The 14,837-nt window shown below is 73.1% G+C and carries 11 protein-coding genes; 4 read left to right on the top strand and 7 right to left on the bottom strand.

Features of this window, described 5'->3' with window-relative positions:
- Window positions 1-8: 8 nt before the first annotated feature.
- Window positions 9-1,190: an adenosine deaminase gene (locus tag CSPHI_RS02345; RefSeq protein WP_075691328.1), complete on the bottom strand. Its 1,182-nt coding sequence runs from the start codon at window positions 1,188-1,190 to the stop codon at window positions 9-11.
- A gap of 73 nt (window positions 1,191-1,263) precedes the next feature.
- Between CSPHI_RS02345 and CSPHI_RS02340 the strand changes: the two genes are divergently transcribed.
- The gene (locus tag CSPHI_RS02340; protein ID WP_075691327.1) at window positions 1,264-2,607 is read left to right on the top strand and encodes a D-alanyl-D-alanine carboxypeptidase family protein; all 1,344 of its coding nucleotides are present in this window, start codon (window positions 1,264-1,266) and stop codon (window positions 2,605-2,607) included.
- 6 nt (window positions 2,608-2,613) lie between these two features.
- Here the strand turns inward: CSPHI_RS02340 and CSPHI_RS02335 are convergent, their stop codons facing one another.
- The 5 genes from CSPHI_RS02335 to CSPHI_RS02315 form a co-directional block, all read right to left on the bottom strand.
- A complete protein-coding gene (locus tag CSPHI_RS02335) occupies window positions 2,614-3,627 on the bottom strand; it encodes a YhjD/YihY/BrkB family envelope integrity protein (protein WP_075691326.1) in 1,014 nt (337 codons plus the stop codon).
- Between the two features lie 82 nt (window positions 3,628-3,709).
- On the bottom strand, window positions 3,710-4,765 hold the full coding sequence (gene trpS / locus CSPHI_RS02330; RefSeq protein WP_075691325.1) for a tryptophan--tRNA ligase: 1,056 nt from the start codon (window positions 4,763-4,765) through the stop codon (window positions 3,710-3,712).
- Window positions 4,766-4,803: 38 nt separating this feature from the next.
- The gene (locus CSPHI_RS02325; protein ID WP_075691324.1) at window positions 4,804-5,199 is read right to left on the bottom strand and encodes a hypothetical protein; all 396 of its coding nucleotides are present in this window, start codon (window positions 5,197-5,199) and stop codon (window positions 4,804-4,806) included.
- A gap of 126 nt (window positions 5,200-5,325) precedes the next feature.
- Window positions 5,326-6,276, bottom strand: coding sequence for an exodeoxyribonuclease III (locus tag CSPHI_RS02320; protein ID WP_075691323.1), 951 nt, complete (start codon window positions 6,274-6,276; stop codon window positions 5,326-5,328).
- A gap of 10 nt (window positions 6,277-6,286) precedes the next feature.
- A complete protein-coding gene (locus tag CSPHI_RS02315; RefSeq protein ID WP_245803329.1) occupies window positions 6,287-7,543 on the bottom strand; it encodes an MFS transporter in 1,257 nt (418 codons plus the stop codon).
- 300 nt (window positions 7,544-7,843) lie between these two features.
- Between CSPHI_RS02315 and CSPHI_RS02310 the strand changes: the two genes are divergently transcribed.
- Complete coding sequence (locus CSPHI_RS02310; protein WP_075691322.1) at window positions 7,844-8,965, top strand: hypothetical protein; 1,122 nt, start codon at window positions 7,844-7,846, stop codon at window positions 8,963-8,965.
- Window positions 8,966-9,200: 235 nt separating this feature from the next.
- Window positions 9,201-11,444 carry an NADP-dependent isocitrate dehydrogenase gene (locus CSPHI_RS02305; protein ID WP_075691321.1) on the top strand — a complete coding sequence of 748 codons (2,244 nt, stop codon included), beginning with the start codon at window positions 9,201-9,203 and terminating at the stop codon, window positions 11,442-11,444.
- A gap of 77 nt (window positions 11,445-11,521) precedes the next feature.
- Here CSPHI_RS02305 and CSPHI_RS02300 read toward each other — a convergent pair whose 3' ends face one another.
- Window positions 11,522-13,096: an inorganic phosphate transporter gene (locus tag CSPHI_RS02300; protein ID WP_075691320.1), complete on the bottom strand. Its 1,575-nt coding sequence runs from the start codon at window positions 13,094-13,096 to the stop codon at window positions 11,522-11,524.
- Between the two features lie 278 nt (window positions 13,097-13,374).
- On the opposite strand from CSPHI_RS02300, the gene CSPHI_RS02295 reads away from it, so the two are divergent.
- Entirely contained in the window at window positions 13,375-14,721 is a 1,347-nt protein-coding gene (locus CSPHI_RS02295) for an O-acetylhomoserine/O-acetylserine sulfhydrylase (protein ID WP_075691319.1), read from the top strand.
- The last annotated feature ends 116 nt before the right edge of the window (window positions 14,722-14,837 follow it).

Below are 14,837 nucleotides of genomic sequence, written 5' to 3'. Positions count from 1 at the left end.
CCGGCGGGCTACTCCCCGCCGAGGGACTCCAGGTCCTCGTCGGCGTCGATCTCGCCGTCGTTGTCCCGGTCGGTGAGCCGCAGGTACTCAGGGTAGATCCGGGTGTCCAGGATCCGCTCCCTGGTGGGCAGGTCGATGAACGCGTTCTCGATGGCGTTGCAGGTCAGCTGGAACAGCTCGGTGTAGCCGTAGTCGAACTCGTCGACCAGCAGCATCATCTCCCGGGTCATCGAGGTGCCGTAGAGCAGCCGCTTGTCGGTGTTCACGGTGCAGGTGAAGCCGAGGTCGTCGAGCAGCGGGAAGGGGTGGTCGGAGATGTCGTCGACCACCCCGGAGCACAGGTTGGCGGTGGGGCACAGCTCCAGGGGGATCCGCAGATCCCGGATGTGCCCGGAGAGGAACTGCAGCTCCACCCCGTCCAGGGAGGCGGCGAAGTCCTCGTAGATGCGCACCCCGTGCCCGATCCGGTTCGCCCCGGCGATCACCGCCTCCCGGATGGAGCCCACCCCGGCGTCCTCCCCGGCGTGCACCGTGGAGGCGGTGAGCTTGCGGCGCAGCAGATCGAAGGCCGCCTGGTGCGCCGAGGGCGGGTTGCCCTCCTCCGGGCCGCACAGGTCGAAGGCCACCACGTAAGGGTGGTCGGCGTTCTCCGGGACGTTGTCCGCCACCAGCCGGGCGATCTCCTCGGTGCGGCCGCCCTCGCGGCGGGCGGAGACGATGAGCCGGGCGGTGATCGGGTGGCCGGCCTCGGCGGCCTCGGCTTCCCCGGCGCGCAGGCCCGCCACCGCGGCATCGACCACCTGCTGCGGGTCCAGCCCGCCGTGCAGGTGCAGCTCCGGGGCGATCCGCAGCTCCGCGTAGACCACGTTGTCCCCGGCCAGATCGGCCACCGCCTCCCGGGCCAGCCGGGTCACCGCCGCGGCGGTGCCGGTGAGCGCCCGGACGTGGCCGAGCGCCTCGGCGACGTGCGCCCGGCAGCCGGAGCCGGCCCGGGCCATGAACCAGTCCGCCAGCTCCCCGGGATCGGCGGCGGGCAGATCCGGGTAGCCGGCCTCCGCGGCGAGCTCGATGAGCGTCGCCGGCCGGGCCCCGCCGTCGAGGTGGTCGTGCAGGACCACCTTGGGCAGCCCGGCGACCACCGCGGGATTCGGCCGCCGCCCGGCGTCACGGGCATCCAGGTCGTTGTCCATGATGGGTACCGTAGCCGAGCCCGTCGGCGGGGTCATGTCCGCCTCGGCGCCCGGCGGGTGCGACAATCCGGGGATGTTCGCCGCATCCTCGCCCCTGCCCCGGACCGCCCCCGCCGGCCGCCGCGCCCTGGCCCTGGCCGCCGCCGCGCTGCTGCTGCCCGCCGCCGACGCCTGGGCCCAGCCCGCCCCGGGGCCCGCCGACGAGACCGGGATCCCGGCCGGCGCGGACGCCGCCACGGAGGAGGCCGACGGGGACGCGGGCCCCTTCCCCGGGGTGCGCGACACCTCCGGCTGCCCGCACCGCAGCACCCCGCCGAAGGCGGTGACCACCTCCGAGGCCCCCGCCCCGGACGGGGCGCCGGCGCCGCTGCCGGTGCCCGCCGACCCGGTCGGCGGCCCCCGGATGGCCGGCTGCGGGGTGATCGCCGGGGAGGGGTTCGCCGTGCCCGCGGAGCTCGACGCCAGCGCCTGGGCGGTGGTGGACCTGGGCGAGGGGACGATCCTGGCGGCGAAGGACCCGCACGGCCGGTACCGGCCCGCCTCGGTGATCAAGGTGCTGCTCGCCCAGGTGGCCCTGCGCGAGCTGGACCTGGACCGGACGGTGACCGCCACCGCCGCCGACGAGGCCGCCGAGGGCTCCCGGGCGGGCCTGGTGGCCGGGGTGGACTACCCGGTGCGGCAGCTGCTGCTGGGGCTGCTGATGAACTCCGGCAACGACTGCGGCCGGGCCCTGGAACGCACCCTGGGCGGATCCGCGGCGGCGCTGGACAAGGTCAACGCGCTGGCCGCGGAGCTCGGCGCCACGGACACCCGGGTGCGCGACGTCACCGGCCTGGACGCCGCCGGGCAGTCCACCTCCGCGGTGGACCTGGCGCTGTTCCTGCGCGCCGGCTTCGCCGACGACCGCTACCGGGAGCTCTCCGCGACCCGGCTCACCGAGATGCCCGGCGACGGCGCCGATCTGCCCGGGTTCACCATGTCCAACGACAACCAGCTGCTCGCCTCCGGGTTCGACGGCGCCCTGGGCGGCAAGACCGGCTACACCGACGACGCCCGGCACACCTTCGCCGGGGTCGCCGAACGCGGCGGCCGCCGGCTGGGCGTGGTGCTGCTGGACTCCCCCGCCGCGCAGGCCCGCCCGTGGCAGCAGGCCGCGGCGCTGCTGGAGGCCGGGTTCGCCGCCCCGGGGGCCCGGGTCGGCGATCTCGACGAGCGCGCCGCGGCGGCCGCGCCGGAGCCGGATCCGGCGGCGCGGCAGTGGGCCCGGGACCATGAGCGCGCCCGGGAGGCCTCGGCGGCCTCGGCCGCGGATCGGGCCGGGGCCCGGGCCGGGCTCATCGCCCTGGGCATCGGCGCGGTGCTGGGCCTGGCCGGGGTGCTGACCTTCCGGGCCGGCTCCCGGCGGCGCCGGCGCTGACCCGGGTCAGCGGCGCAGCAGGCCCCGGCGCACCCCGGCGTCGCCGCGGATGTTGATGATCGCCGGCGGCGGGGCGTCGACCGGCTGCATCTCCAGGGCGGCCTCGGTGGTCGCCGCCCAGGCCGAGGAGTACATGGTGATCCGCCACACCAGGTAGAGCACCACCATCACGCCGATGATCGGGCCGAAGGCGGCGCCGGCCGGGTTGGACAGGGCGTTGGAGAAGAACACCGACCCGAGCTGCTTGACCAGCTCCAGGCCGATCGCGCCGATGATCGCGCCCTTGGCGGTGGAGCCCAGCGGCACCTCGCCGCGGGGCAGCGCGGTGAGCATCCAGAAGAACAGCACCCAGTTGGCGAGCAGGCCCAGCGCCAGGGCGACCAGGAAGCTCACCACCCCGATCCCGGGCACCCCGCCCAGGCCGATCTTGTCCAGGATCACGGCGGTGAGCCCGGAGGAGCCGACCGCGGTGATCGCGAAGGTGACGAAGATCATGGCCAGCAGGCCCAGCAGGCGGACCAGGTCGCGCAGTTTGCCGGTGACGAAGTTGTCCGCCTTCATCGGCCGCTTCCACAGCGCGGTGATCGCCATCCGCAGGTTCGACATCCAGGTCAGCCCGGACCACAGGGCGGTCAGGAAGCCGATGGACAGCACCGACTTGCGCTGCTCGATGGCGGTGTCCAGGATGCCGTTGAGGGTGGCGCCCATGTCATCGCCGGCGGATTCGGTGAGCTGATCGGAGATGGTGCCGAGCAGCTCCTGGTTGCCGGCCAGCACGAAGCCGAGCACGCCGAAGACCATCATCAGGATCGGGAAGATGGACAGCACCGAGAAGTAGGTCACGCCCGCGGAGAAGTGGTTGCCGCCCTCCCCGGCGTAGCGCTCCTGCATCCGCATCACATGGTCGAACCAGCCCCACTTGGCGCGCAGCTTGTCCACGAACCCGGGGTCGTCCTCGGCGACCCGCTCGATGCCGTATCGGTCGGTGTTGGCCGTGTCAGGCCGGGTGGAGGTGGCCACGGGCTCCCCTGTTCCTCGTCTGCGGTCGGTGTGCTCGGCAATCACTCTAGGGCACCGGGGCCGGCGCCGGGCGCGGCGGGCGCTAGCGGCCCCGCCCGGCCGCGGGCAGGAAGCCCACCCGGTCGTAGACGTCGGCCAGGGTCGCCGCGGCGACCTGGCGGGCCTTCGCCGCCCCGGCGGCGAGGATCCGCTCCAGCTCGGCCGGATCGTCCATCAGCTCCGCGTAGCGGGCCCGCAGCGGGGTGGTGAAGGCCTCCAGCGCCTCGGCGGTGTCGGTCTTCAGCGCCCCGTAGCCGGCGCCGGAGCCCTGGTAGCCGGCGACGATCTCGTCGACCCCGCGGCCGGTGAGCGCGGACTGGATGACCAGCAGGTTGGACACCCCCGGCTTGGCCTCCGGGTCGTAGCGGATCTCCCCGTCGTTGTCGGTGACCGCGGAGCGGATCCGCTTCGCGGAGACCTTCGGCTCATCGAGCAGGTTGACGATGCCCTTGGGGTTCGACCCCGACTTGCTCATCTTCGAGGTGGGGTCCTGCAGGTCGTAGATCTTCGCCGCCCCGGCCGGGATGAAGCCCTCCGGCACCACGAAGGTGCGCTTGTACCGGCTGTTGAAGCGCTGCGCCAGGGTGCGGGTGAGCTCCAGGTGCTGGCGCTGGTCCTCGCCCACCGGCACCAGCTGCGGGCGGTAGATGAGGATGTCCGCGGCCATCAGCATCGGGTAGGCGAACAGGCCCGCGGAGGTGTGCTCGCTGCCGCGCTTGGCGGACTTGTCCTTGAACTGGGTCATCCGGGAGGCCTCGCCGAAGCCGGTGAGGCAGGTCAGCACCCAGGCCAGCTCCGCGTGCTCGGGCACGTGCGACTGCACGAACAGCACGGACTTCCCCGGGTCGATGCCCAGGGCGAGCAGCTGGGCGGCCCCGGCGATGGTGCGCCGGCGCAGCTCCTTCGGATCCTGGTCCACGGTGATGGCGTGCAGATCCGGGATGAAGTAGTAGGCGTCGTAGTCGTCCTGCAGCCCGATCCACTGCTGCACCGCGCCCAGGTAGTTGCCCAGGTGGTAGGAGTCCGCGGTGGGCTGGATGCCGGAGAGCACCCGCCGGCGGGGGCCCTGGTGGTCGGTGCTGGTCTGCTGCTCGGTCATGGCACTGGATGGTAGTCCGCCGCCGCCGGGCGGCGGGCTCAGGGTCGGCGGCGCCGGGCGGCCCCGCCGGCGATGAGCCGCACCGTGGCGATCGCCGCGGCGGCGGACTCCTCCGGGTAGAGCGCGCGCACCAGGGCGATGGCCGGGCGCACCCCGTGCTCGCCGAGCACCCGGCGGACCCGGTCGCGTTCCCCGGCGGTGAGCTCCACCGGGGCCACCGGGGGCCGCCGGCGCAGCGCGGCCAGGCCCACCAGGGCCAGGCCGAGGAGGCAGACCAGCGCCACCGGCCAGGGCCAGCGGTAGACCACGGTCCAGATCAGCACGGCGAGCAGCGCCCCGGTGATGATGATCCCGGCGATGCGCGGGCCCTTGGCGCGGCGGCCCTCCAGGGCGTCGTCCAGCGCCAGCAGGCGCTGCATCTCCTCGTCGTTCATGGCCACATCATCCTAGCCCGCACCCGGTGCGGCGCGGGACTCCGTCCCGCCCCTGCTCGCCGGCCGCCCGGGCCGTTTCACGGCGCCGGGCCGGCACCCCTGGCAGCGGGCCCCGGCGGCGCCGGCCTACTCGTAGACCGCGACCACCGGGGCGTGGTCGGTCCACCGCTCGTCATAGGCCTCCGGCCGGTCCACGTGCGCGGACACCGCCCGGGCGAGCATCGGCGCGGTGGCGGCCTGGTAGTCGATCCGCCAGCCGGCGTCGGTGTCGAAGGCCCGGCCCCGGTAGGTCCACCAGGAGAAGGGCCCCTCCGCCTCCGGGTGCAGCCGGCGGGCCACGTCGAACCAGGCCGGGTCGGCGGCCGGCTCCGGCGGGGTCCAGGCGGTGCCGTCGGAGAAGGCCCCGTCGGCGAGCTCCCGTTCGCTCGCCTCGGCGAGGCTGGGCTGCGCGGACTCGTCCGGCCAGGTGCCGAACACGGAGTTCATCCAGGCCCGCTCCTGGGGCAGGAACCCGGACTTGCGGCGGTTGGTGCGCCAGTTGCGCAGGTCCTGCTCCCGGTGGCAGATGTTCCAGTCCCCGCCGATCACCGCGTGCAGGCCCTCCCGGGCGCCGAGCTCGGCCAGGTGCGCGCCGAAGGCGTCGAGGAAGCGGTACTTCTCGTCCTGCTTCCCGCTCAGCGCCGCCCCGGAGGGCAGGTACAGGCTGGCCACCCGCACCTCGGCGCCGAGCCCGGAGTCCGCCGCCGGCACGGTGGCCGCGAGATAGCGCCCGGCGTCGGCGAATTCGCCGTCGTCGAAGCCGACGGTGACCCCGGTCAGCGGGGTGCGGGAGAGGATCGCCACCCCGGCGCGGCCCTTGGCCCGGTGGTTCTCCGCCTCGTAGAGGTGCCAGCCCTCGTCCAGGGCCGGGGCCAGCGCGGCCCGGGCCTGGTCCGCGGTGGCCCGCACCTCCTGCAGCAGCACCACGTCGGCGCCGGTGCGCCGCAACCAGGCCAGCATGCCGGGGTTGCGCTCATTGCGCCGCTTGACCGCGGCGCGGATTCCGTTGACGTTGACCGTGGCGATGGACAGGCTCATGCGCTACAGGCTAGCGGGCCCCGGCGCGGGCGCGCAGGGCGTGCGCCACCGCCCACACCACCATCGCGGTGACCGCCAGGCCCACCCCGGCCAGGGCCGGCGCCCGGTAGCCGAAGCCGGCGGCGATGACCGCCCCGCCCAGCGCCGCCCCGCCGGCGTTGGCCATGTTCAGGGCGGCCTGGTTCAGCGCGGCGGCGAGGGTCTGCGCCCGGCCGGCGACGTCCATCAGGCGGGTCTGCAGGCTGGGCACCAGGGTGGAGCCGAACATGCCGATCAGCCCGAAGTTGAGGATCGCCGCCGGCGCCCACAGCGCGGTCCAGTGGAAGGCCAGCAGCACCGCGGCGATCGCGACGAAGGACCACAGGATCCCCCACTCGTTGTTGCGGTCGGAGACCACCCCGCCGAGCCAGGTGCCCGCGATCATGCCGATCCCGTAGGCCATCAGCACCAGCCACATCAGGTGCTCGGGGAAACCGGCGACCTCGGTCATGGTCCAGGTGATGTAGGTGTACACGGCGAACATGCCGCCGAAGCCGACGGTGCCCATCGCCACGGTGAACCACACCTGCGGGGTGGCCAGGGCGCCGAGCTCGTCGGCGGGCCGGGTCGGCGCCATCCGGGTCATATGCGGCACCGCGAACCACAGCGCGGTGCACGCCGCCGCACCGATCGCGGCGACCAGGGCGAAGGCGGCGCGCCAGCCCAGGGCGTGGCCGAGCACCTGGGTGGCGGGCACCCCCAGCACGGTGGCCACGGACAGGCCCATCCCGGACAGGGCGACGGCCTTGCCGCGTTTGCCGGGCTCCGCCAGGGAGGCCGCCACCAGGGCGGAGACGGAGAAGTAGGCCCCGTGCGGCAGCCCGGCGATGAACCGGGCGGCCATCACCGCGCCGAAGGAGCCCAGGGTGCCGGCCCATACGGTGGCGGCGTTGCCCACGGTGAACGCGCCCATCAGCAACAGGAGCATCCGACGCCGCGGCACCGCCCCGGTGACCACGGTGATGAGCGGGGCGCCGACGACCACGCCGAGGGCGTACATGGAGATGACCGCCCCGGACTCGGCCTCGGTGCGGCCGAAGTCGGCGGCGATGTAGGGCAGCAGGCCCATGGCGGAGAATTCGGTGACGCCGATGCCGAAGGCGCCCACGGACAGCGCCAGCATCACCAGCCGGCGGCGGCCGGCGGAGATCTCGTCCTGGGCGGGCAGCGGGCGGCGGGCGGGCAGCCGCCCGCGGACGCCGCGGCGATCATGTCGGGTCATCGTCATGGTCATGATTCCTCCTGGGTCAGGAAGGGGGTGGAGCACACGCGCGGTGGGCGCGAAGCCGGTGACTCTACTCCCGCTCCGCGCGGGCGCAAACTCCTGTGCGCGGACTCACTTCCCCTGGTCAGACGGGTCACGCGGGGCGGTGGCGGGGATCACCGCGCGGGGGCCGCGGTCGCCGGCGTCACCGTCGGCGCACCCCCGCCCGGGGCGGCTGCGCGCCATGCGCCGCCGCGGGGGCCGGCCGGCGGCTAACCTCTGCGGAGCGGGGGAGAACCCCCGGTTCGACCAAGGAGGAGCGATTTGACCGCGCACTATGACCTGTACGAGGCCCTGGGGCTGGACCGGGGCGCCGACTGCGCCACCCTCGGCGCCGAGATCAACTCCCGGCTGCAGGGCCTGCACGCCCGCGGGGTGCCCGCCGAGGCCCCGGAGGTGCAGCAGCTGCTCGCCGCCGGATCGATCCTCGGGGAGGAGGGCCGCCGCGGGAGCTACGACGCCCGGCTCGGCGACGAGTCCGCCCCGACGATGGACATCCCGGCGCTGCGCGCCCTGGCCGCCACCGGCTCCTTCCCCGATGAGGAGGAGACCGTGGCCGGCTCCCGGCCGGCCGGCGCCCCCTCCCCCGCCGACGAGTCCGGCACCGCGGTCTTCGGTGCCGCCGCCGACGCCGGCCCGCGGCCGGGTGCCCCGACGCCGCCGCCGACCCCGCAGCAGGCCGCCTACCCGGCCCAGCCCGCGCAGCCGCAGCCGGCCTTCCAGGCCACCCCGCAGCCGCAGCAGCCCGGGGGCTACGCACCCGCCTACGCCGGCCCGGTCGCCCCGGCGGCGCCGAGCGCGCTGTCCCGGCTGCTCGCCCCGGTGCCCACCGCGGGCCGGGTGCTGCTCGGCGCGGCCGCCACCATCGTCGTGGTCGGCGCCCTGGGCCTGATCGGCGTGCTCATCGCGGTGCTCTCCGCGCTCTCCGACTCCGGCTCCGATTCCCTCGTCGATGAGCTGTACTCGGGGATCGGCCAGGTCATCGTCGCCGTGATCGCCTGGCCGCTGGCCGCCCTGTTCCTGCTCGCGGTGGTGATCGGCACCGGGATCCTGGCCCGCGCCCTCGGCGAGCGCACCCCGCTGACCCGGCCCGCGGTGGCGGCCCCGGCGATCGGGCTGGCCCTCGCCGCCCTGGTGCCCTGCCTGCTCCGCTTCTCCGGCTGGCTGCTCACCGCCGGGCTGCTGCTGCTGATCGCCTCCGTGGTGGTCGCCGTGCTCTCCTTCGTCGGCGACTCCGGCGCCTGGCTCGCCGGTCGCCCGGTGGCGCCCCGCCCGGCGCCCGCCCCGGCCCCGGCCCCGTACGGCGGCCCCGGCCAGCCGGGCGGGTTCGGCGGCCCCGGCGCCGCCGGCCCGGGCACCCCGGCCGGCCCCCAGTGGACGAACTGAGTCCCGCCGCATCCCCGCGCAGGGCGCCCCGCCAATCGGCGGGGCGCCCTGCGCCGTCCCGGCCCCGGAAACCTCGATGGTGATGAAGGTAACACCGGTGACCTGGGGCACATTCGCGGCCCCGGGGCGCCGGCGGCCGGGCTCCCGACCTGAGCCCCCACCCGAATTGGGTTATCGTGGATCCAACACGTTTCCGCAATCAACGAAGCATGCTTCCGCTAGGAGTTCGACACACATGGCCAAGATCATCTGGACCAGGACCGATGAGGCGCCCCTGCTCGCGACCTACTCGCTGAAGCCGATCGTGGAGGCCTTCGCCGCCACCGCCGGCATCGACGTGGAGACCCGCGACATCTCCCTCGCCGGGCGCATCATCGCCCAGTTCTCGGATCGCCTCCCCGAGGAGCAGCGCATCGCCGATCATCTCGCGGAGCTCGGCGAGCTGGTGAAGGAGCCGGACGCCAACATCATCAAGCTGCCGAACATCTCCGCCTCCGTCCCCCAGATCAAGCGGGCCGTCGCCGAGCTGCAGGAGAAGGGCTACGACATCCCGAAGTACCTCTCCCAGCCGGAGAGCGAGGAGGAGATCGCCGACCGCAAGCGCTTCGACAAGGTCAAGGGCTCCGCGGTCAACCCGGTGCTGCGCGAGGGCAACTCCGACCGGCGCGCCCCGGAGGCGGTGAAGAACTTCGCCCGCAAGCACCCGCACCGGATGGGCGAATGGTCCGCGGACTCGAAGACCCAGGTCGCGACGATGAGCTCCAATGACTTCCGGCACAACGAGAAGTCCGTGGTGATGCCCGCCGACGACACCATCACCTACCTGCTGGAGACCGACGAGGGCCACGAGATCGTCCTGAAGAAGGACATGCCGGTGCTCGCCGGCGAGGTCATCGACGGCACCGGGATCAACGTGCAGATCCTGTCCAGCTTCCTGAAGAGCCAGATCCGGCGGGCGAAGAAGAAGGACCTGCTGTTCTCGGTGCACCTGAAGGCCACCATGATGAAGGTCTCCGACCCGCTGATCTTCGGCGAGGTGGTCAAGGCCTTCTTCCCCTCCGTCTACCCCAAGTACGAGGACAAGCTCGCCGCGGTGAACCTCACCCCCGACTACGGCATCGGCGCCATCCTGGACGGGCTGCACAAGCTCGACGTGGCCACCGCCGCCGCGGTGAAGGCCGCCATCGAGCGGGACCTGGCCAACGGCCCCCGGCTGTACATGGTCAACTCCGACAAGGGCATCTCCAACCTGCACGTGCCCTCCGACGTGATCGTGGACGCCTCCATGCCGGCGCTGATCCGCAACGGCGGCAAGGGCTGGGGCCCGGAGGGCGAGGAGGCCGACACCCTGGCGGTGATCCCGGACTCCTCCTACGCCGGCGTCTACCAGGCCGTGATCGACGACTGCAAGGCCCACGGCGCCTACGACCCGACCACCATGGGCTCGGTGCCCAATGTCGGCCTGATGGCGCAGAAGGCCGAGGAGTACGGCTCCCACGACAAGACCTTCCAGATCCCGGAGAACGGGGTGCTGCAGGTGGTCAACTCCGCCGGGGACATCCTCATCGAGCACCACGTGGCCAAGGGCGACATCTGGCGCTCCTGCCAGACCAAGGACGCCCCCATCCGGGACTGGGTGAAGCTGGCGGTCAACCGCGCCCGCGCCACCGGCGACCCGGCGGTGTTCTGGCTGGACCCGACCCGCGCCCATGACGCGAACCTGATCGACAAGGTCACCGAGTACCTCGGCGAGCACGACACCGAGGGCCTGGACATCCGGATCATGGACCCGGTGGCGGCGACGAAGTTCTCCGTGGAGCGGATCCGGCAGGGCAAGGACACCATCTCGGTGACCGGCAACGTGCTGCGCGACTACCTCACCGACCTGTTCCCGATCATGGAGCTGGGCACCTCGGCGAAGATGCTCTCCGTGGTCCCGCTGATGGCCGGCGGCGGCCTGTTCGAGACCGGCGCGGGCGGCTCCGCGCCGAAGCACGTGCAGCAGGTGCTGGAGGAGAACCACCTGCGCTGGGATTCCCTCGGCGAGTTCCTCGCCCTGGCCGAGTCGCTGCGCTACGCCGACGACCACACCTCCCCCGAGGCCGGCGCCGGCGGGGCCGGGGCGGGCCTAGTGCTCGCCGACGCCCTGGACCGGGCCACCTCCACCCTGCTGGAGAACGGCAAGTCGCCCTCCCGCAAGGTCAACGAGATCGACAACCGCGGCTCGCACTTCTACCTGGCCCTGTACTGGGCCCGGGAGCTCGCCACGCAGGAGGAGGATCCGGAGCTGGCGAAGGTCTTCGCCCCGATCGCCGAGGCGCTGGCCGAGAACGAGGAGAGGATCTCCGCCGAGCTGCTCGAGGTGCAGGGCTCCCCGGCGGACCTCGGCGGGTACTTCCTGCCCGACGAGGACAAGACCACCGCGGTGATGCGCCCCTCGGCGACCTTCAACGAGATCATCGACGGGATGCGCGCCTAGGCGCCGCGACCCGCGCCGCCCCCGCCCCTTCCGGGGCGGGGGCGTCGTCGTCTCCGGGGCGGATGCGCCGGCGGGGCTCAGCCGAAGATCAGGCGCAGCACCAGCACGCAGGCCGAGGACACCGCGGCGGCGGCCGGCAGGGTGACCACCCAGGCCATCGCGATGGGCTTCATCAGCCCCCAGTTCGCGGCCCGGTTGACGATGCCCACGCCGAGCACCGCGCCGATCAGGATATGCGTCGAGGACACCGGCAGGCTCATCACGGAGGCGGCCATGACCACCCCGGCGGCGGCCAGCTCGGCGGCGAAGCCGGAGGCCGGGTGCATCTCGGTGAGCCCGTGGCCGACGGTCTCGATGACGTAGCGGCCGATGAACCACAGCCCGCAGACCAGGATCACGCCCATCGCCAGCAGCGCCTCCGGCGGCACCGGGGCCTCGGCGTTGATGTCCCCGGTGTGCAGCACGTCGAGCACCGCGGAGAAGGGCCCGATCGCGTTGGCGATGTCGTTGGAGCCGTGGCTGAAGGCGAAGGCGGCGGCGGTGAACACCTGCATCCAGGAGAACAGCAGGTAGGTGGAGTACTTCAGGTTCTGCCGCTTGAGCAGCCGGGCGAAGATGAAGGTGACCAGCCAGACGATGGCGCCGATCATGGCCAGGATGATGAAGTTGCCCGCGTTGGAGACGTTGAGGTGCAGGTTCTTCAGGCCCTTGAACAGCAGCATCGCCCCGATCACGACCGCGCCGAAGGCGGCCACCAGCGGCACCCAGGTCTCCAGGGCGCGGTTGGCGTCGATCTCCTCGGCCTCGGCGTTGAGCCGGTGCAGCTGCCGGTGGTAGTCCGCCTCGTCGTAGTCGTCGACCGCGACGGTGGCGGAGTAGGAGTTCTGCTGCAGTTCGCCGAGCCGCTCGAAGCGGTTCTGGTGCGCGGTGATGATGGTGCGCCGGCGCTCCTCGATATGCCGCAGGCGGGCGTCGGCCTCCTCGTTGTAGACGATGATGTAGCGCTTGATCGCCCCGTAGAGCACCCAGGCGACGAGGCCACCGAGCACCGGGGAGAGCACCCAGGAGGCGGCGATTTCGCCGATCCCGCCCCACTGCACCATCTCCAGGCCGCCGGTGCCGGTGGCCAGGCCGAGGGTGAGCGCGGCGCCGACGATGCCGCCGATGATGGAGTGCGTGGTGGACACCGGCCAGCCCAGCCGGGTCGCGGCGAGCAGCCAGATCGCGGCGCCGAGCAGCGAGGACATCATGATGAAGGCGAAGTCCATGGGCGGCAGCGCCACCGCGTCGAGGTCCACGATCCCGGAGCGCACCGTGTCGGTGACCTCCCCGCCGGCGAGCACCGCCCCGCCGACCTCGAAGATCGCGGCGATGATCAGGGCCTGCTTCATGGACAGGGTGCCGGCGCCGACGGAGGTGCCGAAGGAGTTGGCCACGTCGTTGCCGCCGATGTTGAAGGCCATGAAGAAGCCGAAGGCGATGGTGGTCAGCAGGATCGGCATGCTGGCGCCCTCCGGCATCCGGTCCGTGGACCAGATGATGAAGGCGACCAGGGTGCCCGCGGCGAGCACGCCGAAGGAGAGGTGCCAGGCGATGTCCGTGGGGGCCTTGGCCCCGGGGCCGGGTCGGGTCTGGACCGTCGTGCCGTTCACGTTGTTCTTGCCCTCTCTTGCCGCCGTCTTCGCGGATGCGCCCGGATCGTCGGTCCGCGGGGTATCCGCAGGCGGGCGGCCGCATGCGGGGTCCCCGGGTACCGAGGATACGACGCACGCGCCCGCTTCCCGGAATCACCACCCACGGCCAACCGACAGCTCTGTTCGGGAGTCTTCGCCACCATGCCCTAAAACCCTGATGTGCTGGGGACTTGCGATAGACCAAGCGGTTCATTAATCTTGCGAGCCAACACCCCGACGACGTAAAGGACCCCACCATGACCACCCGCTACGACAACTCCGACGCCGCCGGCTGGGACCTGGCCACCCGGGCCATCCACGTGGGCCAGGCCCCCGATGCGCAGACCGGCTCGCGCAACCTGCCCATCTACAACACCTCCTCCTACGTCTTCGACAGCGCCGAGCACGCCGCCGCCCGCTTCGGCCTGGCCGACCCGGGCCCCATCTACACCCGGCTGACCAACCCCACCGTGGACGCGGTGGAGCAGCGCCTGGCGAACCTGGAGGGCGGCGTGGCCGCGGTGCTCTTCGCCTCCGGGCAGGCCGCGGAGACCGCCGCGATCCTCACCCTGGCCCGGGCCGGGGACCACATCGTGACCTCCCCGCGGCTCTACGGCGGCACCGAGACCCTGTTCAAGGTGACCCTGCCCCGGCTGGGCATCGAGGCCACCTTCGTGGAGGACCCCGACGACCCGGAGTCCTGGCAGGCCGCGGTGCGGGACAACACGGTCGGCTTCTACGCCGAGTCGATCGCCAACCCGCAGGCGGACATCCTCGACGTGCCGGTCATCGCCGAGGTGGCGCACCGCAACTCCGTGCCGCTCATCGTGGACAACACGGTGGCCACCGCCGCGCTGCTGCGCCCCCTGGAGCTCGGCGCGGACGTGGTGGTGTGCTCCACCACCAAGTACCTCACCGGCAACGGCTCCGCGCTCGGCGGGGTGATCGTCGACGGCGGCCGCTTCGACTGGACCGCCACCCGCGACGGCCGGGACCTCTTCCCCAACTTCACCGAACCCGACGAGGCCTACCACGGGCTGCGCTTCGCCGAGCTCGGCGCGCCGGCCTTCGCGCTGCGCGCCCGGGCCGGGATCCTGCGCGACACCGGGGCCGCGCCGGCGCCCTTCAACGCCTGGGTGCTCGCCCAGGGCCTGGACACCCTGGCCCTGCGCATCGAGCGGCACAACGCCAATGCGCGGGCCGTCGCGGAGCACCTCGCCGGCCGGGCCGGGGTGGCCAAGGTCAACTACGCCGGCCTGCCCGACTCCCCCTGGCACGCGACCAAGGAGAAGCTGGGCCTGGCCGGGGCCGGGGCGGTGCTCTCCTTCGATCTCGCCGCCGGCGCGGACGAGTCCGAGGAGCAGGTGCGGGCCCGGGCCTGGGCCTTCATCGACGCGCTGAAGCTGCACTCCAACGTCGCCAACATCGGCGACGTGCGCTCCCTGGTCATCCACCCGGCGACCACCACGCACTCCCAGTCCGATGCACACGGCCTGGCCCGGGCCGGGATCTCCCAGGCCACGGTGCGCCTGGCGGTGGGCATCGAGGCCGCCGCGGACATCATCGCCGACCTGGAGGGCGCCTTCGCCGCGGTGGGCCTCTAGGCGCCCGCCCGGCCCCGGCGGCCGCCCCGGAAACGGGGTGGCCGCCGGCGCCGCGGCTACCATCACTGGGCACGGGCCGCCGACCGCGGCGGCGCACGCATGCACCAGGAGGGGCG

Origin of the sequence: Corynebacterium sphenisci DSM 44792, assembly GCF_001941505.1 — a bacterium.
Classification (GTDB): Bacteria; Actinomycetota; Actinomycetes; order Mycobacteriales; family Mycobacteriaceae; genus Corynebacterium; species Corynebacterium sphenisci.
This window is presented reverse-complemented; position numbering and strand designations above follow the sequence as displayed.

Bases quoted from the DNA above. Each gene is read 5' to 3' on its own strand.
- CSPHI_RS02345 (WP_075691328.1), bottom strand. From the start codon at position 1,190: ATGGACAACGACCTGGATGCCCGTGACGCCGGGCGGCGGCCGAATCCC.
- CSPHI_RS02340 (WP_075691327.1), top strand. From the start codon at position 1,264: ATGTTCGCCGCATCCTCGCCCCTGCCCCGGACCGCCCCCGCCGGCCGC.
- trpS (WP_075691325.1), bottom strand. From the start codon at position 4,765: ATGACCGAGCAGCAGACCAGCACCGACCACCAGGGCCCCCGCCGGCGG.
- CSPHI_RS02325 (WP_075691324.1), bottom strand. From the start codon at position 5,199: ATGAACGACGAGGAGATGCAGCGCCTGCTGGCGCTGGACGACGCCCTG.
- CSPHI_RS02320 (WP_075691323.1), bottom strand. From the start codon at position 6,276: ATGAGCCTGTCCATCGCCACGGTCAACGTCAACGGAATCCGCGCCGCG.
- CSPHI_RS02315 (WP_245803329.1), bottom strand. From the start codon at position 7,543: ATGACGATGACCCGACATGATCGCCGCGGCGTCCGCGGGCGGCTGCCC.
- CSPHI_RS02305 (WP_075691321.1), top strand. From the start codon at position 9,201: ATGGCCAAGATCATCTGGACCAGGACCGATGAGGCGCCCCTGCTCGCG.
- CSPHI_RS02295 (WP_075691319.1), top strand. From the start codon at position 13,375: ATGACCACCCGCTACGACAACTCCGACGCCGCCGGCTGGGACCTGGCC.